This is a genomic window from Piezobacter thermophilus (assembly GCF_055386745.1).
Genome location: NZ_AP042380.1, coordinates 240,438 through 261,676, shown reverse-complemented (window position 1 = coordinate 261,676; position 21,239 = coordinate 240,438). Strand labels below are relative to the sequence as shown.

18 protein-coding genes, 1 pseudogene and 1 CRISPR repeat array are annotated in these 21,239 nt (G+C 66.1%); of the genes and pseudogenes, 4 read left to right on the top strand and 15 right to left on the bottom strand.

Features of this window, described 5'->3' with window-relative positions; translation table 11 throughout:
* Positions 1-4 precede the first annotated feature (4 nt).
* The 8 genes from ACZ5CM_RS01300 to ACZ5CM_RS01265 all read right to left on the bottom strand — a co-directional run bounded on the left by ACZ5CM_RS01300 (position 5) and on the right by ACZ5CM_RS01265 (position 8,684).
* Positions 5-622 carry an RNA-binding protein gene (locus ACZ5CM_RS01300; RefSeq protein ID WP_464640558.1) on the bottom strand — a complete coding sequence of 206 codons (618 nt, stop codon included), beginning with the start codon at positions 620-622 and terminating at the stop codon, positions 5-7.
* Between the two features lie 23 nt (positions 623-645).
* Positions 646-2,421 (bottom strand): transcription termination factor NusA, encoded by a 1,776-nt coding sequence (nusA, locus tag ACZ5CM_RS01295; protein WP_464640556.1) that lies wholly within the window; start codon positions 2,419-2,421, stop codon positions 646-648.
* Entirely contained in the window at positions 2,421-3,020 is a 600-nt protein-coding gene (rimP, locus tag ACZ5CM_RS01290) for a ribosome maturation factor RimP (RefSeq protein ID WP_464640554.1), read from the bottom strand. Before rimP ends, nusA begins: the two co-directional genes overlap by 1 nt.
* Positions 3,021-3,190: 170 nt before the next feature.
* Positions 3,191-4,786, bottom strand: a complete 1,596-nt coding sequence (glpD, locus tag ACZ5CM_RS01285) for a glycerol-3-phosphate dehydrogenase (RefSeq protein ID WP_464640552.1) — start codon at positions 4,784-4,786, stop codon at positions 3,191-3,193.
* A complete protein-coding gene (locus ACZ5CM_RS01280) occupies positions 4,779-5,555 on the bottom strand; it encodes a DeoR/GlpR family DNA-binding transcription regulator (RefSeq protein WP_464640550.1) in 777 nt (258 codons plus the stop codon). Before ACZ5CM_RS01280 ends, glpD begins: the two co-directional genes overlap by 8 nt.
* Before the next feature lie 167 nt (positions 5,556-5,722).
* Positions 5,723-6,748: an L-threonine 3-dehydrogenase gene (gene tdh, locus ACZ5CM_RS01275; RefSeq protein ID WP_464642450.1), complete on the bottom strand. Its 1,026-nt coding sequence runs from the start codon at positions 6,746-6,748 to the stop codon at positions 5,723-5,725.
* Positions 6,749-6,756: 8 nt separating this feature from the next.
* Entirely contained in the window at positions 6,757-7,944 is a 1,188-nt protein-coding gene (locus ACZ5CM_RS01270; protein WP_464640548.1) for a glycine C-acetyltransferase, read from the bottom strand.
* A gap of 173 nt (positions 7,945-8,117) precedes the next feature.
* Positions 8,118-8,684, bottom strand: a complete 567-nt coding sequence (locus tag ACZ5CM_RS01265) for a helix-turn-helix domain-containing protein (protein ID WP_464640546.1) — start codon at positions 8,682-8,684, stop codon at positions 8,118-8,120.
* A gap of 144 nt (positions 8,685-8,828) precedes the next feature.
* Here ACZ5CM_RS01265 and ACZ5CM_RS01260 point away from each other — a divergent pair, with 144 nt between their 5' ends.
* The 4 genes from ACZ5CM_RS01260 to cas2 all read left to right on the top strand — a co-directional run bounded on the left by ACZ5CM_RS01260 (position 8,829) and on the right by cas2 (position 14,914).
* Complete coding sequence (locus ACZ5CM_RS01260) at positions 8,829-10,130, top strand: tyrosine-type recombinase/integrase (protein WP_464640544.1); 1,302 nt, start codon at positions 8,829-8,831, stop codon at positions 10,128-10,130.
* Positions 10,131-10,419: 289 nt separating this feature from the next.
* Positions 10,420-13,623, top strand: coding sequence for a type II CRISPR RNA-guided endonuclease Cas9 (cas9, locus tag ACZ5CM_RS01255; RefSeq protein WP_464640542.1), 3,204 nt, complete (start codon positions 10,420-10,422; stop codon positions 13,621-13,623).
* 45 nt (positions 13,624-13,668) lie between these two features.
* On the top strand, positions 13,669-14,574 hold the full coding sequence (gene cas1 / locus ACZ5CM_RS01250) for a type II CRISPR-associated endonuclease Cas1 (RefSeq protein WP_464640541.1): 906 nt from the start codon (positions 13,669-13,671) through the stop codon (positions 14,572-14,574).
* On the top strand, positions 14,567-14,914 hold the full coding sequence (gene cas2, locus ACZ5CM_RS01245; protein ID WP_464640539.1) for a CRISPR-associated endonuclease Cas2: 348 nt from the start codon (positions 14,567-14,569) through the stop codon (positions 14,912-14,914). Before cas1 ends, cas2 begins: the two co-directional genes overlap by 8 nt.
* A gap of 73 nt (positions 14,915-14,987) precedes the next feature.
* Positions 14,988-15,750: direct repeats of the CRISPR family, unit length 36 nt; unit sequence ATCCTAGCAGAAGAAGCGGCGCGGCCAAACCCGGAC.
* Positions 15,751-15,754: 4 nt separating this feature from the next.
* On the opposite strand, the gene ACZ5CM_RS01240 is transcribed toward cas2, so the two are convergent.
* The 7 genes and pseudogenes from ACZ5CM_RS01240 to ACZ5CM_RS01210 form a co-directional block, all read right to left on the bottom strand.
* A complete protein-coding gene (locus ACZ5CM_RS01240) occupies positions 15,755-16,351 on the bottom strand; it encodes an acyl-homoserine-lactone synthase (RefSeq protein WP_464640537.1) in 597 nt (198 codons plus the stop codon).
* 4 nt (positions 16,352-16,355) lie between these two features.
* Entirely contained in the window at positions 16,356-16,487 is a 132-nt protein-coding gene (locus ACZ5CM_RS01235; RefSeq protein ID WP_464640535.1) for a hypothetical protein, read from the bottom strand.
* Positions 16,488-16,512: 25 nt separating this feature from the next.
* The gene (locus ACZ5CM_RS01230; RefSeq protein ID WP_464640533.1) at positions 16,513-16,770 is read right to left on the bottom strand and encodes a hypothetical protein; all 258 of its coding nucleotides are present in this window, start codon (positions 16,768-16,770) and stop codon (positions 16,513-16,515) included.
* Positions 16,767-17,441, bottom strand: coding sequence for a YcbK family protein (locus ACZ5CM_RS01225; RefSeq protein ID WP_464640531.1), 675 nt, complete (start codon positions 17,439-17,441; stop codon positions 16,767-16,769). Before ACZ5CM_RS01225 ends, ACZ5CM_RS01230 begins: the two co-directional genes overlap by 4 nt.
* Before the next feature lie 74 nt (positions 17,442-17,515).
* Positions 17,516-17,974, bottom strand: coding sequence for a DUF6127 family protein (locus tag ACZ5CM_RS01220; protein ID WP_464640529.1), 459 nt, complete (start codon positions 17,972-17,974; stop codon positions 17,516-17,518).
* The gene (locus tag ACZ5CM_RS01215; protein ID WP_464640527.1) at positions 17,974-18,711 is read right to left on the bottom strand and encodes a DUF2793 domain-containing protein; all 738 of its coding nucleotides are present in this window, start codon (positions 18,709-18,711) and stop codon (positions 17,974-17,976) included. Before ACZ5CM_RS01215 ends, ACZ5CM_RS01220 begins: the two co-directional genes overlap by 1 nt.
* Positions 18,711-20,735 (bottom strand): annotated as a pseudogene (locus ACZ5CM_RS01210) (phage tail protein); the annotation flags it as partial. The gene ACZ5CM_RS01215 and the pseudogene ACZ5CM_RS01210, both read right to left, overlap by 1 nt.
* Positions 20,736-21,239 lie beyond the last annotated feature (504 nt).

Here is a 21,239-nt window from a genome sequence, read left to right as displayed (position 1 = left end):
CTCTTTACCTTTCGCGGCCCTTGCCGCCTTCCGTTCCGCGCAACCCGCACAGTCGTTGCGCTTCCTCTACAACACGTTTGCCGAGTCCACCAGAGGCGAGCGCGGCATGTATCACGGATTGACGCCCGAATGCCATGCCCAGCTCGTCCGCGGTCAGGCAGCCGATGTAATGCCCCCGATACGGGGTGCTCAATTTCGACTTGCCCCGGCCCGACCCGTCCAGCGCCTGGATCAGCACCGCAGCCCGGCCCGTGTTCAGCCAGTCCTTCACCTTCTCGTAGCCGCCGACCGCCTCGCCCGATTTCCGGGCCAGGGCGATCAGCTCGACGACCCGACGCGCCAGCTGCCGCTCCACCTCATCGACAAGACCCTCGGGAACCTCGACCGGCTGCTTCAGCCCCCGCGCGAACAGCTTCTTCTTCACCGCCCGCTCCAGCGCGACCCGGTCGGCCGAGACATGAACGCCACGCCCCGGCAGCTTGCCCAGAATATCGGGCACGACCCGGCCGTCAGGCCCGGCAACGAAGCGGATCAGCCCGGATTTCGGGCGCACCTCGCCGGTCGCGATGCACCTGCGCTCGGGCCCGTCCGGCCGCTTCTTCGAGACGCCGCCGCGGCTCATGTCAAACCCCGCGGGGCCTGAGATCAGGCCCCGGCCTCCTCTTGAGTGGCGCTGTCCTCCGCCTCGTCCCCGTCATCGGCGGCAAGATCGGCAGGATCGACCCAGCCAAGCTGGATCCGCGCATTCATCACCAGGTTCTGCGCCTCTTCCAGAGACACGTCGAAAGGTTCCAGCAGACCGTCATCCTTCACCCGCTCGCCATCCACGGTGGTCCAGCCGCCGGCCAGTTCCCAGTCGGCGCAGGTGGCGAAGTCTTCCAGCGTCTTGATGCCGTCCTTTGCCAGCGCCTCGATCATCTGCGGGCTGAGGCCCTCGAATTCGATCAGGCTGTCCTCGACCCCCATCTCGCGGGCGTTTTCCAGCGCCTTGCGCGCCTGCGCGTCCAGATAGTCGCGGGCGCGGGCCTGCAATTCTTCGGCCGTGCCTTCGTCCACGCCCTCGATGGCCAGAAGCTCGTCCAGATCGACATAGGCCACCTCCTCGAGGCTGGAAAAGCCCTCGGACACCAGAAGCTGGGCGAAGAATTCGTCCAGGTCGAGCGTTTCCATGAACAGCTTGGTGCGCTCTTCGAATTCGGCCTGGCGGCGCTTGCTTTCCTCTTCCTCGGTCAGGATGTCGATATCCAGCCCGGTCAACTGACTGGCAAGACGCACGTTCTGGCCGCGCCGGCCGATGGCCAGCGAAAGCTGATCCTCGGGCACCACCACCTCGATCCGCTCGGCCTCTTCGTCGAGGACCACCTTCGACACCTCGGCCGGTTGCAGCGCGTTGACCAGGAAGGTCGGCAGATCCTCGCTCCAGGGGATGATGTCGATCTTTTCGCCCTGAAGCTCGTTCACCACCGCCTGCACGCGCGAGCCGCGCATGCCCACGCAGGCACCCACCGGGTCGATGGAGCCGTCATAGGAGACCACCGCGATCTTGGCGCGCGAGCCGGGGTCGCGGGCCACGGCCTTGATCTCGATGATGCCGTCATAGATTTCCGGCACCTCCATCTTGAACAGCTCGGCCATGAATTCCGGCGCCGTGCGCGACAGGAAGATCTGCGGACCCCGCGTCTCGCGGCGCACGTCCTTGACATAGCAGCGGATGCGGTCGCCGGGACGATAGCTTTCGCGGCCGATCTTCTCGTTGCGGCGCAGGATCGCCTCGCCGGCGCCCACATCGACGATCACGTTGCCGTATTCCTCGCGCTTGACGACGCCGTTGATGATGGTGCCGACGCGGTCCTTGAACTGTTCGTACTGGCGATCACGCTCGGCCTCGCGCACGCGCTGCAGGATCACCTGCTTGGCGCTTTGCGCCGCGATCCGGCCCAGCTCGACCGGGGGGACCTCGGAAACGATCTCGTCGCCGGGGGCGGGTTCGACATCCTGATCGACGCCTTCCATCAGCATCCGGTCGGTGTCAGAGGGCGCGCGCAGCAGGAAGCGGCGGTATTTCTCGGTGCCGGTCTCCTGGCCCTCTTCGTCCAGCACCGGCCGCACGCCGGGCAGCACCACCACGTCGGGGCGTGCGGCGGCCACTTCCTCGCGCGCCTGCTCGGGGGTCATTTCCGCCTGGTAGTTTTCCAGATCCTCGTCCGCGACCACGGTGCGCACGCGGGTGAAGGTGGCCCGCCCCGTGCGGCGGTCGATGGAGACGCGAATGTCCATCTCGCTGCCGTAGCGGCTCTTGGCGGCGCGGGCGAGGCTTTCCTCCATCGCCCGGATCACCAGATCCGGGTCGATCATCTTTTCGCGCGCGACCGCCTCGGCGGTCTGCAGCAGCTCAAGCTGGTTGGCAGAGGTGATGGCCATCAGTTGTCCTCCTTCCCGGGCCCTTCGGTCCGGATTTCGTCGAATTGGTCTTCCTTCAGAACGCCCGCGGACTTCCGCTGGCGCAGCATTTCCCTGATCAGGTCGTCGGTGAGCACCAGCTTGGCATCGCTCAACCAGTCGAATTTCAACCCGATCGTCACGGTTTCGTCGCCCGATCCGCCGGCCGCGACGTTGATCAGCACCTCGTCCCCCTCGATCCCGGCCAGCACGCCGCGGAACCGGCGGCGACCGTCGATCGGCTCGGCCGTTTCCAGTTTCGCCTCGTAGCCCTCGAAGGCCTCGAAATCCCTGAGCCGGGTCAGCGGGCGGTCGATGCCGGGGCTGGACACTTCCAGCGTGTAGGCATCGAGTATGGGATCCTCGACGTCGAGAACCGCGCCGATCGCGTTCGAGATCTCGGCGCAGTCGTCCACCTCGATCCCGCCTTCGGGCCGGTCGGCCATGACCTGCAGGGTGGTCGCCTTGCCGGCCATCAGCCGCACGCGCACCAGCTCGAACCCCATGTCCTCGATGACGGGGGAGATGATCTCGGCAAGGCGCCGGTCCATCGCAGATTTCGCGATCAGGCTGTTCGTCATGTCGTCCAGGCGCAAATGGGGCACAAAAAAACGGGCGCGCGGCCCGTTGCATTACTCCGGTGGGCTTCGGGTTTGGACCCCGAAGCGCCGCTGTCATCGCCCATATAGGGGGTTCGGTCCGCTTTCGCAAGGGATTCCTGCCTTGCGAAAGCGATTGCCCTGCCCGCGGCTTACCGCCCGGCCGCCGCCTGCCGGATGTAGTCGTCCACCGCGCGGGCACCGGCGGCGTCCAGCTTCAGGCCAAGCCGCGTCCGGCGCCACAGGAAATCCTCGCCGCAGCGCACCCATTCGCGGGCGATGGACCAGTCCAGTTCGCGGGCGGTGATGGTGGCACCGAAATCGCGGCCCAGATCCGCCGCCGTCCGGGCCGGGCCGAGCAGCGTGAAGGCCTCGGTTCCATACATGCGCACCAGCCGTTCCGCCCAGCCGCGGTCGAGAAAGGCATAAGCCGCCATCAGCTCTCGCATCAGCCTTTCCACCCCGTCCACGGGAAAATCCCCGCCCGGCAGAGACACCCCGGCCGTCCACGGCCCGCCCGCGCGCGGGAAGAAGGGCTGCAGGCGGGCCAGCGCCGCCTCGGCCAGGCGGCGATAGGTGGTGATCTTGCCGCCGAACACGCTCAAGAGCGGCGCGCCGCCCGCATCGTCAAGCGACAGCACGTAGTCGCGGGTCGCGGCGGTGGCCGAACGCGCCCCGTCGTCGTAGAGGGGGCGCACCCCGGAATAGGTCCAGACGATATCCCTTTCGGTGACCGGTTCGGCAAAGTATTCCGAGGCCCGCCTCAGCAGGTAGTCGCGTTCCTGCGGCGTGCAGACCGGCGCCTCGTCCGGGTCGGCGTGTTCCACGTCGGTGGTGCCGATCAGGGTGAAGTCGCGTTCATACGGAATGGCGAAGATGATCCGCCCATCGGTGCCCTGAAAGAAATAGCACCGGTCGTGATCGTAAAGCCTGCGGGTCACGATGTGGCTGCCACGCACCAGCCGCACCCCTTCGTGCGAGGGGACATGAACGGCCTCCGCAAGCACCTTCGCCACCCAGGGCCCGGCCGCGTTCACCAGCGCCCGTGCCCGCACCATGCGTTCGCGCCCCGAAACCGCATCGCGCAGCGTGACCTGCCACAGCCCGTCCCGCCGCCGGGCCGAGGTGACGCGCGTGCGGGGCCAGATCCGCGCGCCCCTCTGGGCCGCGTCGCGGGCGTTCAGCACCACCAGCCGCGAATCCTGCACCCAACAGTCGGAATATTCATAGGCCTTGCGGAATTTCGGCTTCAGCACCCGCCCCGCCGGGTCAGTCCTCAGATCCAGCGCCCGAGTGCCGGGCAGGATCCTGCGCCCGCCAAGGTGGTCGTAGAGGAACAGTCCCAGCCGGATCAGCCACGCCGGCCGGCGCCCCCTGAGCCACGGCATCACCACCGACAGCAGACGCGAGGTGGGCGTGTCGCTGTCGAAGCGCATGTCCCGATAAAGCGGCAGCACGAACCGCATCGGCCAGGAAATATGCGGCATCGCGCGCAGCAGCACCTCGCGTTCGGCCAGCGCCTCGCGCACAAGGCGGAACTCGAAATACTCGAGGTAACGCAGCCCGCCGTGAAACAGCTTGGTCGAGGCGGACGAGGTGGCCGAGGCCAGATCGCCCATCTCGGCCAGCCCGACCGACAGGCCCCGCCCGGCGGCATCGCGGGCAATGCCGCAGCCGTTCACGCCGCCGCCGATGACGAAGATGTCGAAAATGGTATCCTCGGGACGATCCTGCGCCGGCTCAGCCATCGGCCGGACCCCCGGGCATCACGATTTCGGTCCCGCCGCGCATGGCGGCCCTGCGGAACGGATCGGGGGGCGGCAGATCGGTCACCACATAGTCCAGATCGGCCACCTCGCAGATGCGCACCGGCGCGGTGCGATCGAATTTCGACCTGTCGCAGACAAGGATTCGGGTCCGCGCATTGCGCAGGATCGCCCGCGCGACGGAGACCTCGCGCGCATCGTGATCCATGACCGCCCCGTCGGTATCGAGGGCAGACGCCCCGATCACCGCATAATCGACCTTGTAGCGGGAAATGAACTCCACCGCGTCCTCGCCCACGATCGCCCCGTCGCTCTGCCGGACCGATCCGCCGACCACGATCAGCTCTTTCGACGGCGAACCGGTCATCATGTTGATGATGTTGATGTTGTTGGACAGAACCACGAGATTCCGGTGCCCCAGCAGCGCCCGCGCGACCTGCTCGGTCGTGGTCCCGATATTGATCGTGATCGAGCAGTCATCGGGAATCAGCGCTGCCGCCAGCCGGCCAAGCGCCTCTTTCGCTCCGGCATTCAGCTTGCGCCTCTCGTTGTAATCGCGGTTCGAGGCGGAATGAACCCGCCGCGCCCCGCCATGGGTGCGCGCAACAAGGCCGGCCTCGGCCAGATCGCGCAGATCGGAACGGATCGTCTGGGTCGAGACCCCGAACCGGCGCGCCAGATCCTCGACATGCACCCGGTCCTGAACCCGCAGAAGCGCCAGAATCCGCTCTTTCCGTTCGTGAACGCCCAATTTTTCGCCTCCAGGCCCGCCTTCGTCTTCTCTGACGTCCCGGAGGGAAAACATCAACCCGATATCTTTCGTTTTCGTTTCGATTTATTTCCTTTTGCCAGATATCGGGCGAAACTCGTGGATGATACGAAAGCTGCGCCGGCGCGCAATGCAACGGGCGCGGTCCCTCAGCCCCAATCGAGCACCACCTTTCCGCTCTTTCCCGATTTCATGGCGGCAAAGCCCTTTTCGAATTCATCAGCGGGAAACCGGTGGGTGATGATGCGCGAGATATCCAGCCCGTCTTCGAGCATGGCGATCATCTTGTACCATGTCTCGAAAATCTCGCGCCCATAGACACCCTTGATGGTCAGCGCCTTGAACACGATCCGGCTCCAGTCCACGGACGCCCGGCCCTCGGGGATGCCCAGCATGGCGATCCGCCCGCCCATGACCATCACCTCCACCATCTGGTCGAAGGCTGCCGGGCTGCCCGACATTTCCAGCCCCACATCGAAGCCTTCCTTCATGCCCAGATCGCGCATGACATCGCGCAGCTCCGTGGTCGAGGGATCGACCGGGATCACCTCGGTCACCCGCGCGGCCAGGTCGAGCCGGTCGCGGTTGATGTCGGTGATGACCACGTGGCGTGCGCCCACATGCTGGGCCACCGCCGCCGCCATGATGCCGATCGGACCGGCGCCGGTAATCAGCACGTCCTCGCCCACGAGGTCATAGCTCAGCGCCGTATGCACCGCGTTGCCCAGCGGGTCGAGGATGGCGCCGATCTCGTCGGGAATGGTGTCGGGAAGCGGCACCACGTTGAAGGCGGGCAGCCGCAGGTATTCCGCGAAACAGCCCGGTTCGTTCACGCCGATCCCCCGCGTCTCCGGGTCAAGGTGAAACCGTCCCGACCGGCTTTGCCGCGAGTGGCGGCCGATCAGGTGACCCTCGCCGGAACAGCGCTGACCGATCTCCAGATCATCCACGTGACGCCCGATCTCGACGATCTCGCCCGAGAATTCGTGACCGATGACCAGCCCCACCGGCACGGTTCGCTGCGCCCACGCGTCCCAGTTCCAGATATGAACGTCTGTGCCGCAGATACCGGTCTTGTGCACGCGGATCAGCACGTCGTCGGGGCCGATCTCGGGCACGGGGCGAGTTTCCATCCACAGCCCTTCGCCGGCGCGGGCCTTCACGAGGCATTTCATCGTGCCGGTCATGCCACCACCCCCAGCTCGCGCCCCACCTTGCCGAAGACGTCCAGCGCCCGATCCAGGTCCTCGAGGGTCAGGGCCGCGCTCATCTGCGTGCGGATGCGTGCCTGCCCGCGGGGCACCACCGGATAGAAGAAGCCGGACACGTAAACGCCTTCGTCGAACAGCCGCGCCGCCATCTCCTGCGCAAGGCGCGCCTCGCCCAGCATCACCGGAATGATCGGATGTTCGCCGGGCAGCAGGTCGAAGCCCAGCCGCGTCAGCCCATCGCGCCAGAAACGCGCATTGTCGAACAGGCGGGCACGCAGATCGTCCCCGTCCTCGACCAGCCGCAAGGCCTCGATGCCGGCAGCGACCACCGCGGGCGGCAGCGAGTTGGAAAACAGGTAGGGCCGCGCCCGCTGCCGCAACAGGTCGATCACCGGCTGCGGCCCGGCGATATAGCCCCCGATCGCTCCGCCCAGCGCCTTGCCCAGCGTGCCGGTCAGGATGTCCACCTCAACACCGAAATGATCCGGTGTGCCCGCCCCGCGCGGCCCCATGAACCCGGTGGCGTGGCAGTCGTCCACCATCACCACCGCGTCGTAGCGTTCCGCCAGCGCCCGTATCTCGGGCAGTTTCGCAAGGTAGCCATCCATGCTGAACACCCCGTCGGTGGCGATCATCACGTGCCGCACCCCGTCGGCGCGGGCCTGCTTCAGACGAGCCTCCAGATCGTTCATGTCGCCGTTCAGGTAGCGATAGCGCCGCGCCTTGCACAGCCGGATGCCATCGATGATCGACGCATGGTTCAGAGCGTCCGAAATCACCGCGTCCTCGGGCCCCAGAAGCGGCTCGAACAACCCGCCATTGGCGTCGAAGCAGGCGGCGAACAGGATCGCGTCATCCTTGCCCAGAAAGGCGGCCAGTTTCTGCTCCAGCTCGCGGTGAATGTCCTGGGTGCCGCAGATGAACCGCACGCTGGCCATCCCGAAGCCGCGTTCGTCCATGGCCTGGCGCGCGGCCCGGATCAGCGCGGGATGATCGGCAAGGCCGAGATAGTTGTTGGCGCACAGGTTGATGACCTGTCGGTCCCCGACCGTGATTTCACCCGCCTGCGGCGACGTGATGAGCCTTTCGCGCTTGGTCAGGCCCTCGGCGTCGATCCGGGCAAGCGTTTCCGTGATGCGGGACAGGAATGATTCGGACATGGGCAACTCTCCTTCTGCACGTGTATCTACCATAGCGGAGGAGCTTCCGAAATAGGGGATATTCAAAATGACGGACAAATTTCCGCAAAACAGGATTTTCGCCGCGCTCCGGGCGAGGCACGGCCCGGAGCACCCGGTTTCCCGTTCGGCTGCTGCGCAGGATCCGGCCTGCCTCAGGCGTTCTTGACGATCAGGAACACCCGCGCCGGGCCGGATGGAGCGGCGATGCGGTGCGGCACGTCGGCCGCGTAGCGCGCCGAGTCTCCGACCCCGAGCCGCTCGACCGCGCTGCCCGAACGAACCTCGATTTCTCCCTCGATCACGGTCAGCTGCTCGCTGGCACCGCGGGTGTGCGGCTGGCTGGCCAGCACCCCGCCCGCATCGAATCGCAGGTCATAGACCTCGTGATGTCCGGCCTCTTCGGGCGGCGAAAGGATCCGAATCCGGCAACCCTGCCCCATGTTGTCGATTCGCGGCACCTCTCCGGCGCGCAGAACGTCGATCCGGTCGGCCGTGTCCTCGCCTTCGAGCAGGCCGGCAAAATCGACCTGAAGGGCGCGGGTCAGGTTCCACAGGGTGGCGATGGTGGGGCTGCTTTCGCCGCGCTCGATCTGGCTGACCATGGACCGTGACACGCCGGACAGGTTCGCCACCGCTTCCAGAGACAACCCCTTCGCCCGCCGCGCTTCCTTCAGCCTGGCCGGAAGCCTTGACAGGATATCGTCGGCCTTTTCCACCATGACGGATCTTGTGAAACCCCGCACCGCGTTTGTCAATCGGCATGGGCGGGCCGCGCCGAATTCCCGATCGTTCCGAAAGGCGGAAAGGCATGAACCGAAGATGGTGCCCAGGAGATGCGCCACGGAGCCATCGCATGACGTTGCATGGCGAGCGCCGTCCAGCCTATAGTCCAAGAGAATGAAAGGGTTGCTGTCGCGCGCCGTCGCACCGGCGAAGGCCGCAACGCGGACTCGAATGTGGGACCAATTGTGGGACGGGAACGGAACAGGCTGACGGCCATTCAGGTAAAGAACGCCGGCGACGGGCGGTTCTACGATGGCGGTGGTCTCATGCTGGTCCGCGCAGGAGGTACCGGAAAATGGGTGTGGCGGTATTCGTATCTCGGCCGACGACGCGACATGGGGCTGGGGCCTCAGAGCGCGATCACCCTGGCCGAAGCCCGCAAGATGCGCGACCGCTGGGCGGCGGTGCTGGCCAAAGGCGATGATCCGATTTCCGTCCGCGATGCCGAGCGCGAAGCGGCGCGCCGGGAGATGGACAGGCAGGATCCCACTTTCGAGCGCATGGCGCAGATAGTGTTCGAGGCGAAGCGCGATGCCCTGCGCGGCGGCGGCACTCGTGGCCGGTGGATGAGTCCGATCAGGCTCTACATGATCCCGGCGCTGGGGCGGAAACGCATGAGCTCAATCCACCAGTCCGACATCCATGCGGCACTGAAACCGATCTGGCGGGACAAGCATCCGACGGCAATCAAAGCGCTCAATCGCACGAAGATCATCTTCGAGCAGGCCCGCCTGATGGGTGTCGATTGCGATCCTTTCACGGTCGAGGCTGCGAAGCACATGCTCGGGGCGGTGGAGCACAAGGTCCGCCACCTCGAGGCTATGCCATGGCAGGAGGTGCCCGCGCTGTTCGCCAAGCTGGCCGAGCCCATCGCCGTCAACCTGTGCCTGCGGTGGTGCATCCTGACGCTGGTGCGCAGCCACGGCTGCCGCGGCGCGCGCTTCGAGGAAATCGAAGGCGATATCTGGACGGTGCCGGCTGCGCGCATCAAGGGACGGGCCGCGCATGTGCAGGATTTCCGGGTTCCGCTTTCCGAGGCTGCGCAAGAGATTGTGGCCACGGCGGCCGAGATCTCAGATGACTACCTCTTTCCGGGCCTCACACGCGGTCACGTCTCGGATGTGACGCTGGGAAACGCCCTGAAGCGGGCCGGAGCCGCAGGCACCTTGCACGGCTTCCGAACGTCGTTCCGCACTTGGGTGCAGGATACGGATGCCTGCACATTCGAGGTCGCGGAGACGGTTCTTGGGCACCAGATCGGCGGCGCGGTAGAACGCAGCTATGCCCGGTCGGACCTTTTGGTACGGCGGCGAGTGGTCATGGAGAAATGGGCAGAGTTCGTAACACGGCGCTCTGCCGACGTGGTGAGATGTGCACAGTGACGGAAACCGCTAACACCAGGGCATCGCGCCGACCATAGTCGAGGCAATCTTCGACGGGCGGCAGGGACCGGAGGTGACGCTCGCGCAGTCGCTGGAGCCGTTTCCGGTGGAGTGGGAGGGGCAGCACCAAGGGGTAAATCCCCGTTCCCAAGAATACGGGGCAGGCCGCAGCCTGCCCCGATGGTGTGGATCTTTCGCCTTATCGCGGGAAAGACCACGCCGCTTCTTCTGCTAGGAATTGTATTGTATGCTTTCACGCAAGCCATTTCAAGCATTTACGGAGGGGTTGATGTATCGCTTTGCTTTCGATCTGGGGTCCGGTTCTCTGGGCTGGGCGGTTTTCAAGCTGGATGAGGAAAGGAAACCGACCGAGTTGGTGAAGATGGGCGCGCGGATATTTCCGACGGGGCGCGATCCTCAATCGAAGGAATCGACCGCCGCCGGCCGCCGGCAGCCCCGCCAGCAACGCCGCCAGATCGACCGCCGCAAGAAACGACGCCAGCGGCTCGAAGAGCAGCTTGTGAAGACGGGGCTGATGCCCGCGCGGGATGACGGCACTGGGCGCAAGGCCTTCTTTGACATCGACCCTTATGCCGCCCGCGACCGTGCCGCACGGGAAAAATGCAGCCTGCATGAGCTTGGACGCGCCATCTGGCACATCTCGAAACATCGCGGTTTCAAGAGCAATCGCAAGGCCGACCGATCCAACAAGGATGACAGCGGCAAGATCGCAAGCGCCTCGGCCGCGCTGCGTGATCGGCTGGCGCAGGAAGGCGCGCCCACCTATGGCGCCTGGCTGGCACAACGCCATGCCCGAAAGGAGCCGGTGCGCATTCATCTGGGCAACGACAAGGCCTATGACTTCTACCCCACCCGCCAGATGCTGGAGGACGAATTCGACCATATCTGGCGCCGGCAGGCGGCTCACCACCCGGAGCTGACCGACGCCGCGCGCGAAACCATCCGCGATACGGTCTTCTTCCAGCGCCCGCTCAAACCGGTTCTGCCGGGCCGCTGCACCTTCTTCCCCGAAGAGTTCCGTTTGCCAAAATGGCACCCGCTGGCGCAGGAATTCATCATCCTGCAGCAGCTCAACATGCTGCGGATACTGGACGGGCGGGGGGAACGGACGCTCGATCCGACCGCCCGAAACCTGCTGGCGCAGCACCTGATGGCGGGGCAGAAGCTGACCTGGAAGGGGCTGCGAAAGCTTCTGAAGCTGCCTTCGGATGCCGAGATCAACCTTGAACGCGGCGGGCTCAAGGAACTCGCCCACAACCAGACCGCCGCCCGCATGACCGGCACGAAAAGAAAGCCGGGGCCGCTTGCCGGCAGGTGGGAAAGCTGGGGCGACGACGACAGGCTGCGCCTGCTGACGATCCTCGATCAGGCCGAAAGCCCCGAAGAAGCCGTCCAGCGGCTCATGCAGGAATGCGGGCTTGACCGCGACACGGCCGAAACGGTCGAGAAGATCACCCTGCCGGACGGGCACCTGATGATCGGCGAGCGCGCGGCAAAGGCCATCGTGCAGATCTTCCGTGAGGAAGTTGTCATTTACAACGAAGCAGTAGATCTGGCCAGCAAACGCGAGCTGTTCGGCGAAGGCGTGGTCGTGCATCATTCCGACCTGCGTGCCGCGGACGACCCGGGCCTGCCCCGCCTGCCGCGCTACAACGAACTGCCCGCCCTGCGCCACATGATCGGCACCGGGACGGGCAACCCTGACGACCCGCCCGACATCCGCTTCGGGCGCATCTCCAACCCCACGGTGCATGTGGCGCTCGGCCAGTTCCGCCGCGTGATGAATGCGTTGATCGACCACTACGGCAAGCCGGCCGAGATAGCCATCGAGGCCACCCGCGACATGGCGAAATCGGCACGCGAGCTCAACAAGATCGAGCGCACGATCAAGGCCAATACCAAGCGTAACGACGCCTGGCGCAAGGAACTGGAAGAGGCCGGCATCCTCGACCCCGGCCAGCGCATGGGTGACCGGCTGTTGCGCATGCGCCTGTGGGAGGAACTGGGCAAGACGCCGGCCGACCGGCTCTGTCCCTATTCGGGACAGCCCATAGCGCTGCATCAATTGCATTCGGACGAAGTGGAAATCGACCATATCCTGCCGTTCGAGGACACGTTCGACGACAGCCCCGCCAACAAGACCGTCTGCTTTCGCCAAGCCAACCGCATCAAGGGCAAGCACGCGCCGGGCGATGCCTGGCATGGTCAGGAACTCGAAACCATCATCGCGCGGGTGAAATCCGCCCCCGGCATGCGCAACAAGCTGTGGCGTTTCCTGCCCGGTGCGCTGGAGAAATGGCAACAGGACAAAAACTTCGAAGACCGCCAATTGAGGGCGACCGGCCACCTGGCCCGTGTGGTGCGTGCCTATGCCGAGGCGCTGTTTCCCAGGGACGGCACCTCGAACATCTGGATGCCGGTGGGCCGCATGACCGCGATGATGCGCCGGCGCTGGGGCATCTTCCTGCCCGACCACAACGCCAAGACCCGCGACGACCACCGCCACCACGCGCTGGATGCCGCCGTGATCGGGGTGATCGACCGGCTCATGATCCAGACGCTTCAGCGTTATGCCCGCCAGATCGGGGCCGAAGAACTCGACCGGGTGCTCCCTTCCCCGCCTGAGCCTTTTGCCGGCTTCCGTGACCAGGTGATGAAACAGGTCCGCCGCGTTCAAGCCAGCCACCGGCCTGACCACGCCATTAGCGGCCGCCTGCAGGAGGATACCGCCTATGGTCTGATCCGCGATCTGCCGGAAAACCAGGCGGCGCGGACCATCGGCAATGTGGTGGTGCGCAAGCCGGTCGTCGCGCTCACCGCCAAGGAAATCGGCCAGGTGCGCGACGAGAAGATCCGCGTAGACCTCTTGCGCGCCACCGAGGGACTGCGCGGGGACAAGAAGAAACTGGCGGAGGCGCTGGAACAGTGGAGCGCCCGGACCGGCCACCGCCGCCTGCGCATCATCAAGCCCGTGGCCAATGCCCGCCTGGTCCACGATCAAGAGGGGCGCCCCTGCAAATGGCTCGTGCCCGGCGAGATCGCCTTCATGGACATTCTCGAAGGGCCCGACGGGCGCTGGTTCCACCACGCCACCGACATCTGGGCGGCGCAATCCGAGGGTGAAACCGACTGGCGCACGGCTAATCCCGAAGCGCGTTTCGTCATGCGGCTTTTCAAGAACGACACGATCCAGCTGTTCGACCTGGACAAGGAGGGCCAGCCGATTGCAGGCAGCAACACCGTCAAACGGGTGGTGCGACTTGAGCCCAGCGCAAACCGCATGCGGCTGGTCGGGGTGAACGCGGCCGGCGATTACGAAAAGCGCCATAAAAACGAAGACGACCCCTTCAGCTGGGATCTGGCCACGATCAGCAAGCTGAAAACCCGCCGCGCCCGCCGCGTGCGGATCGACGAACTGGGACGGGTGCGGGTCGTACCGCACGGAAAACTAGGGGGCGGAGGCAGACACTGAAACACAGGCCGACCTGTCGGGCCTCATCATTTGCAGGAGGTCACGATGGTTGGACAGATACTGGAACTTACCCGCACGGGGCTGGCCGTGCACAAGCGGCGCGGCTTTCTGGCGGTCGATGCCGATGGGCAGGAGGCCGGGCGCATCGGCCTTGAAGATATCGAGGCGGTGCTGGCCGCAAGCCCCGGCGTGATGTGGTCGAACACCGCCCTTGCCGAACTGGCGGCGCGCTCGGTGCCGGTGATGATCCTGGGGCAGAACTTCACACCGGTGGCCGTGGTGCTGCCGCTTTCGGGCCACCATGCCCAGGGCGAACGCTTCCGCGCCCAGGCAGATGCGCCCCGGCCACTGCGCAAGCAGGCCTGGGCCGCGATGGTGCGCCACAAGATCTCCGCCCAGGCCGAAGCCCTGGAACGGGTCGGCGCGCCTTCCGAACGTCTGCGCCGGCTGATGGTCGCGGTGCGCTCGGGCGATCCCGACAACCGCGAGGCCCAGGCCGCCCAGGCTTATTGGCCGCTCATGATGGGAAAGGACTTCCGCCGCGACCGCGACGCCCAGGGCGCCAACGCGCTTCTGAACTATGGCTACGCCGTGCTGCGCGCGGCCACCGCCCGGGCCATCGTCGCCGCCGGGATGCATCCCTCGCTCGCGTTGCACCATCGTTCGGGCGGCGATGCGCTGGCGCTGGCCGACGACCTGATGGAGCCCTTCCGCCCGACAATAGACCTCGCCGTGCATCGGCTGGCTGCCAATGGCGTCAGCCGCGTGGAAGACGCCCGCGAAGAGCTGATCGCCTGCCTGAATGCCGATTTTCCCACCCGCAATGGCGCAACGCCGCTCTCGCATGTTCTCCTGCGCCTGGCCCGCAGCCTTGCCGCTTCCTTCCTTGATCGCAAGCTGCGGCTCGATTTCCCCGCCCGGCCTCTGCCTGACGAGACCGACGATGCCTGAGCGTTACAAGCAATTGTCGGGGTATCAGATCATGTGGGTCTGGGTTCTGTTCGATCTTCCCGTGGGCACCAGGGCCGAGCGCAAGCGCGCGACACGGTTTCGCAACGATCTGCTCGATCTCGGTTTCGAGATGGTCCAGTTTTCCGTATACTTGCGCTATGCGTGGAGCCGTGAAAAAGCCGAATCATACGCACGTCGGGTGGGGGAATGCGTGCCCGAATCCGGGCACGTCCAGGTGCTGTTCTTCACCGACAAGCAATATGCGCAGAGCAAGGTCTATCGAGGCTGCGCGCGGCCCGAATCACCCGAGGAAAAACCGCGTCAATTGTTGCTTTTCTGAGCCGATTCGAACCGGATTTTCCCTGCAGCACAGGAGAAAAAACCCCACACAACAATGGGTTGTGTGGGGCTGAATCCTAGCAGAAGAAGCGGCGCGGCCAAACCCGGACAGCGGCTTTATACAACACTTTGCCTCAACAATCCTAGCAGAAGAAGCGGCGCGGCCAAACCCGGACTGCTTCGCAGTAATGATCTCCATGCGGTGCATCCTAGCAGAAGAAGCGGCGCGGCCAAACCCGGACACTCGTCCCCTGCACCTGATCCTCGCCCCAATCCTAGCAGAAGAAGCGGCGCGGCCAAACCCGGACGGGATGATCGACGGCATGGAACGTGATGTGATCCTAGCAGAAGAAGCGGCGCGGCCAAACCCGGACTCGGCGCCGGGCACCACCTTCATCCGGTCTATCCTAGCAGAAGAAGCGGCGCGGCCAAACCCGGACGGCTTGTTGCGTGAAGGAGTTGCTGATCCTATCCTAGCAGAAGAAGCGGCGCGGCCAAACCCGGACGGAACCGCCAATCTGGATGATATCGTCCTTATCCTAGCAGAAGAAGCGGCGCGGCCAAACCCGGACTGCGTGCGGCGCAGCGATCAAATCTGCGGCGATCCTAGCAGAAGAAGCGGCGCGGCCAAACCCGGACACCACGCGATCCATTCACCGCAAAGCGCATATCCTAGCAGAAGAAGCGGCGCGGCCAAACCCGGACAGGAGGATTGAACTGAGCACCCCGGCGGAAATCCTAGCAGAAGAAGCGGCGCGGCCAAACCCGGACACCACGCGATCCATTCACCGCAAAGCGCATATCCTAGCAGAAGAAGCGGCGCGGCCAAACCCGGACCGAATCACGACAATATGCTTGTGTCAAAGCATCCTAGGTGTTTAGTCCCGGCATCTCGAGCAATCTGGCCCTGCTTTCGACCACAGCCCGACGACCAACCCGTCACCGAATTCAGCACCTTCGGCGCCCAACCGGCCCTTTTGTAAACCCGGAGCATGGCGGGGAAGAACACCGCGACAATCGATGTAAACTCCGTGCCAGCGAGCCATTCGAAGCCGGCCTTGAACAGCTGGGCCGACATTTCCCGCCCACCGGAGGTCACGCAGAACCGGGTGATCTCAACGGCCCGGTCCGGATCTGCGATCATGCTCCGGTCGAACAGGCCGGGGAAGGCATCGCAGGTCATGTTCGGCTCGGTGAGCGGGATGAAGCGGCAAGAGGCGACGTGCCGCTCGGCGGCATCCGCCAGGATCAGGTATCGCGCGACCGGCGTGTCGTACTGATCGCGCTCGTGGCCGCGCTCGTCGACGCTGACGTCCCATTTCAGCCGGTCATGGAAGAGCCTGGCCCGCGCCCGGAACATCTGGTCGATCAGGTCGCTGCCGTCGTTGTGGAACACCTGCGGGCGAGCCTGCAGGCGACCGGGACCATGAACGCCCATCGGATCACCCGCACGCGCGCAACTGCTCGCGCAGGACGGCGTAGTCCCGCAGAAGTTCCTCGATCGCCGAGCCCGGCGGCAACAGGGCGAGCTCGTCGGCGGCCCTGGCGCGCAGGTCGGCGCCGTAGGCTGGCACCGGCGGGCAGACGCCCGTCGCCCGCTCAGAAGTCGCCGTCGCGCAGGCGGCGAGCAAGCTCGTCACGAGAGTGGGGCCTGCGAGACGCGGCCTCAAGAACGCGGCGCTGAATGTCATCGGCTTTCTCCATGTGATCGAGGCGCTCGGCCAGCCGACCGGCGCGCTCGGCGGTTCGGCGGAACGAGAGGATGAACAGGGAGATGGTGAGCGCGAGGGCAGCCCACCGGGCGAGGGCGCGCAGCGTGCGGCTGCCGGCAAGGACGCCCGGGAGCCACGCGATCATCGCCGCCCCCTGCGCCAGTCGTCCCACCGGGCGTAGATCGTCAGCGCGATGCCGCCCAGCGCCGCGGCGATGAACAGCCAGCGCAGGGTATCGAGCCAGGGGATCAGCGGCTGGAGGGCGGATTGGGTTTCCGCCAGGGCTCCCCGGGCCGCCTCGAGGCCGCCCGCGCCGATGGTGGCAACTCCGGCAACCCCGCCGCCCTTCATGGTGCGGCTGTCGGCGAGATTCTCGCGCATCCGCGGCGGTTCTTCGGCGAAGCGGCCGGCACGCGGCGGGAAGGGATCGCCCCAGCGGCGCGGACGCCCGGTGTCGATATGCATGAAGTTCCGGCGCGGATAGGTGCCGAAGCCGGTGAAGCCCGCCTCGCGGGCCGCCCGTTCGAACTCCTCCGGGTCGTGGTTGACCATGGAGATATCGAAGGCCGCGCCGGCCATGTGCATCGAGTGCTTCGCGCCGCCCACCTTCCGGTTCCACTCCGGGCTGCGATAGCCGGAGGTCACGATCATCGGCCGGCCCAGCCGGTCGCGCAGGGCCTGCAGCCTGTCCAGGGCTTCCTCGTTGATCCGGATCGAGCCGTCTCCGCGACAGGCGATCTCCTCCGGCGAGAAGTTCTTCCAGCGCCAGTGGCTGGCGGGCACGTCGCGCCAGTGGGCGTAATACGTCGTCGTCATGTTTCCGTCTCCTGAAAAGGAAAAGGCCCGCCTGGTGGCGGGCCGTTGTCCGGGTTTCTCGTCCTGGCGGCGGGCTATCCCCCGAACAGCTTGAGCCGCACCGCCACGCCTGCCAGCAGCGCCAGCAGCAGGGCCGTCACGCAAAGCCTGACGAAGGTCTGGAACGCCGTGCGGCGGGCGTCCCGGATTGCCGCGAGCAGCGTGCGCAGGTCGCGAATGTCGATGGCGGCTTCCGGGCCCTCGAGGCCCACGTCGGCGAGCGCCCGCCGCGCGCCCTGTTCGGCGGCGCGTGCCAGGATTTCCTCGAATTCCGCTTCCGGCATGCGGACGAATTCATCACGTCCGCGCCCCTTCATGGCCCCCTCCACGAATGGAAGGACGACTCCGGTGGTGGCGTCGATCGCCGGCATGCCCATCGGCGGCTCCTCTGCTGGTGCGTCATTTCTCTTTTCCTTCTGGCTATCCCCGTGGCGAGGGCGTTCCACGCTCATCCCTTTGAGGGACTTTTGCGTTCTCAGCGGCTGTCCGGTCATCAGGCAGGGGCCGCGAATGTCAGGGCATGGATGGCGATCTTCACTTCGCCGCCGATGAAATCCGCGCCATTGGCGGTGAGTACGACCGGCGTGTCGGCATAGAAGGCCTGCGGGCCGATGATCCCGATGTTGCTGCTGCCGGCCGCCACGCCAAGGCTCCCGCCGAACTTGGCGAGCTCGCCGGAGATGCCGCAGTCATACGATGTGGCGCCGGTGATCGCGACGGAGGTGCGGGTCGATACGCCGAGGCAGATCGAGCGGTCGGGAATGACGACGGTGGAGGTGACCGTCGGCCCGGACAGGGCGGACAGCGTCTCCTCGATCACCTGCAGCGAGGTCGCCGCGCCCAGCGCGCCCCGGGCCACTTCCACAGCAGGGCCGCGCATCAGCAGGTTCAGGGCGGCATCGAGCGTGAGCCACGCCCCGCCCGCGCGCACCAGCAGCACGCCTTCATCCTCGAGCCAGACCCGCCACCCCTCCTGTGGCGGCAGACGCACCCATGCCCCGCCGGTGAACAGCACCACGTCGCCGTCCCAGCCGGCCCAGGCCCCTGCGCCGCCGGTGGCCACGATGTAGCGGTCGCCGTCGACCGGGCTGGCCGGCGGCGCGGTCAGATCACGGTCCTTCACCGAGAGCTGGACGAGGCCGTCGAGGAGGGCCAGTGCCTCGTTGACGGTGACGTGCTTCTGGGCCTGGGCGGCGGCAAGCAGCGGCAGGGTAAGATTGGGAGTGGTCATCAGACGGTCTCCGTGACGGTGAGGATGGTTGCAAGCGGCACGCCACGGCCCAGCGCGCCGTTCTGGAAGATGCGGACGTCAACGCTGGCGACCGGCCCACCGAAGTCGGCGGTCTGCATGGCGGCGGTGTAGAGGAAGCTCTGTGCAGTCAGGCCGGTGACGGTGCGCACCACGCTGCCTGCGTTCAGGATTTCCAGATCGTAAACCTCACTGGTCTCTGACATCGGCACGTCCGTCAGCACCCAGCTGTCGGCGGAAAGCGCCCGGTCGCGGCGGATCCAGCGGATGGCCAGATCGCCGTTTGCTTCTCGCCGCATTCGGGCCTGCGCCGGGGCGAAGGGCATGAGCCCGCGCCCGTTTGGCGTGAACGAGAGCGCCCGCATGATGGCGTCGGAGGGCGCGGCATTGCCCGGCCCGATGCGCCAGTTCCACGGGATGCCGATATCGGCCTCGGCGATGGACAGCGGCGCAACAGCGTTGTCGAGAATCACCACCCGCGCGCCGATGGGTGTCGGGTTGCCCATGGCATCTTCGGTGCCGCGCTGCCCCCTGAGCAACCGGGTCAACTTGTACCGACCTGTTGCCACGAGTTCCGCATTGCCGAACTGGACGATCTCCCAGGCGCCCGGCGCGCTTTCGATGGCCAGCACGTTGGCGCCGTTCGAGAGCTCGGTATCGGTGACGCTGGCGAGCGTGCCCGATGTGAGGTCCACCAGCAGCTCGCTGCCCGCATCAAACCGCCAGAGCGGCCCAGCGGGAAGATCAGCCGCCAGAACCCCCATGCGAGCAGGCGCGCCGATGGTGTCGAGCAGCTGGAACCCGGATGTGTCGGCACTGCGCCAGACGGCCCCGGTGCCGTACCACGGCCGGGCAAACACCGCCGCGTAAGGGCGATGCGGCGGTACCGTGTCGGCGAGCTGCGGCAGGTTCATCAGCGCCACCTCGGCCGGGCCGAAGACGGTGGGAGATGAGAGCTGTGGCTCCCGTCCCTTGCCGGGCGGAAGGTCGTAGATGACGGCATCGGTGCGGATGGCCTCGATGGCGCGCGGCCCGGCATCGGCCACGCGGGTGATACGGTAGTCCACCTTCCGCCCATCGTGATCAAGGGTGATGACGTCACCCGGATCAAGCCGCAACATTGACGGTGACAGCTTGGCCGTGAGCGTTTCGCGCCCCACCCAGGCCTCCATCAGGGCGCGGCGGCAGCGGCGGTCGGCTTCCTCGAGCGAGACCGCCAGCGGGAAGCTTTCGGAGGACACCCGCGCCGCCTGCACCGTGGTCCGGCGGGCTTCGACGGTGGCCGCGTCGTATTCCTCGTCAGCGCGCACCAGCTGCCACTTCAACGCCTGGGGCAGCTCGGTCTCCTGCCCGCGGGTCAGTTCCATGACTTCACCCTGGCCATTGCCAACCATCTGATCCGGCGCGATGGTCAGAGCCGCCGCCCGGCCGCGCGTGCGAAACACGATCTTGCCGCCGGTCTCGATGGCATCAAAGCCGAAATGCCGCGCAAGCGTGGCAATGGACGCCCGCGGGCTTTCCAGTGCCGAGACGACAAAGCCCGGTACGATGTCGGAGAGTTCGCTCACGTCGATATCGCTGCTTTGCAAACCGGCGGCGCGACACAGTTCCCGCACCAGCGCGCCCAGCGAGACCTGCCCGAGCCGCCCGCCCATCCAGTGCCCCAGCCGCCAGTTGGCGGCGTCCGACCAGACATCGGCGCGCGCCGGGAAATCCGGAAAGGGCCGGGCATCCCAGGTCCAGAGTGCTGCCTCGGCGATCTCGATCATCGATCCGGCATAGATGCTGCTGGTCGGGTTCCTGGCCGCATCGCCCCAATAGCCCAGCGTCGCTTCGACATAGGCCCGCTGGATCGCCTCGTCCTGCCAGCCGCGCGAGAAATACGGCAGGGCGCTCTCCGAGCTCTTCGGGTCAAAGAACACGTTGGGCTGGTTGGTGCCGCGATCGACCGCCGGGCAGCCGAACTCGGTGAAGCGGATCGGCTTGGCCTGCGGCACCCAGCCCGTCGTCGACTTGCCGTAAGGCAATACCTCGACGCCATAGACGATGATGTCGTTGCCCACCGTGGCCGAGCGCGGACCGATGCGAAAGCCGGCCGAGCCCGAAAGCCCCGCCGTGACGTCGAGGGTGATCTTCCACAGGCCCGGCGAGACTTCCGTCTGGCTGGTGGCGTTGATCACGTGCGCGCCGGGCGCAGTGTCCTCCCACCCGCCGATGGCCCCGAAGTAGGAGGCGTGATCGCTGCCTGCGCCCAGCGCGAGATAGAGCGCGAAGTCGCCGGAGGTGCCGGGGGCGACGTAGGCCGTAATCACCACCCGCTCGCCAACCGAGAGCGTCCGATACCCCGGCGTGGCCCCGTGCCAGGTTGCCCCGTCGGAGGCGATGCGAGCCGGGGTCTTGAACGGGCCGAAGGTGCCGGTGGTGGCGGTGATAGCAACCGTCGAAGGGTTCGGGTCAAAGGTCACCGGGTCGGCGGCATTCTGGAAAAACCCGAAGCGCACACCGCCGAG

Excerpts from the sequence above, each read along its gene's own strand:
- ACZ5CM_RS01300 (WP_464640558.1), bottom strand. The coding sequence starts at position 622 with ATGAGCCGCGGCGGCGTCTCGAAGAAGCGGCCGGACGGGCCCGAGCGC.
- nusA (WP_464640556.1), bottom strand. The coding sequence starts at position 2,421 with ATGGCCATCACCTCTGCCAACCAGCTTGAGCTGCTGCAGACCGCCGAG.
- rimP (WP_464640554.1), bottom strand. The coding sequence starts at position 3,020 with ATGACGAACAGCCTGATCGCGAAATCTGCGATGGACCGGCGCCTTGCC.
- glpD (WP_464640552.1), bottom strand. The coding sequence starts at position 4,786 with ATGGCTGAGCCGGCGCAGGATCGTCCCGAGGATACCATTTTCGACATC.
- tdh (WP_464642450.1), bottom strand. The coding sequence starts at position 6,748 with ATGAAATGCCTCGTGAAGGCCCGCGCCGGCGAAGGGCTGTGGATGGAA.
- ACZ5CM_RS01270 (WP_464640548.1), bottom strand. The coding sequence starts at position 7,944 with ATGTCCGAATCATTCCTGTCCCGCATCACGGAAACGCTTGCCCGGATC.
- ACZ5CM_RS01265 (WP_464640546.1), bottom strand. The coding sequence starts at position 8,684 with ATGGTGGAAAAGGCCGACGATATCCTGTCAAGGCTTCCGGCCAGGCTG.
- ACZ5CM_RS01260 (WP_464640544.1), top strand. The coding sequence starts at position 8,829 with ATGGCGAGCGCCGTCCAGCCTATAGTCCAAGAGAATGAAAGGGTTGCT.
- cas9 (WP_464640542.1), top strand. The coding sequence starts at position 10,420 with ATGTATCGCTTTGCTTTCGATCTGGGGTCCGGTTCTCTGGGCTGGGCG.
- cas1 (WP_464640541.1), top strand. The coding sequence starts at position 13,669 with ATGGTTGGACAGATACTGGAACTTACCCGCACGGGGCTGGCCGTGCAC.
- cas2 (WP_464640539.1), top strand. The coding sequence starts at position 14,567 with ATGCCTGAGCGTTACAAGCAATTGTCGGGGTATCAGATCATGTGGGTC.
- ACZ5CM_RS01240 (WP_464640537.1), bottom strand. The coding sequence starts at position 16,351 with ATGGGCGTTCATGGTCCCGGTCGCCTGCAGGCTCGCCCGCAGGTGTTC.
- ACZ5CM_RS01230 (WP_464640533.1), bottom strand. The coding sequence starts at position 16,770 with ATGATCGCGTGGCTCCCGGGCGTCCTTGCCGGCAGCCGCACGCTGCGC.
- ACZ5CM_RS01225 (WP_464640531.1), bottom strand. The coding sequence starts at position 17,441 with ATGACGACGACGTATTACGCCCACTGGCGCGACGTGCCCGCCAGCCAC.
- ACZ5CM_RS01220 (WP_464640529.1), bottom strand. The coding sequence starts at position 17,974 with ATGACCGGACAGCCGCTGAGAACGCAAAAGTCCCTCAAAGGGATGAGC.
- ACZ5CM_RS01215 (WP_464640527.1), bottom strand. The coding sequence starts at position 18,711 with ATGACCACTCCCAATCTTACCCTGCCGCTGCTTGCCGCCGCCCAGGCC.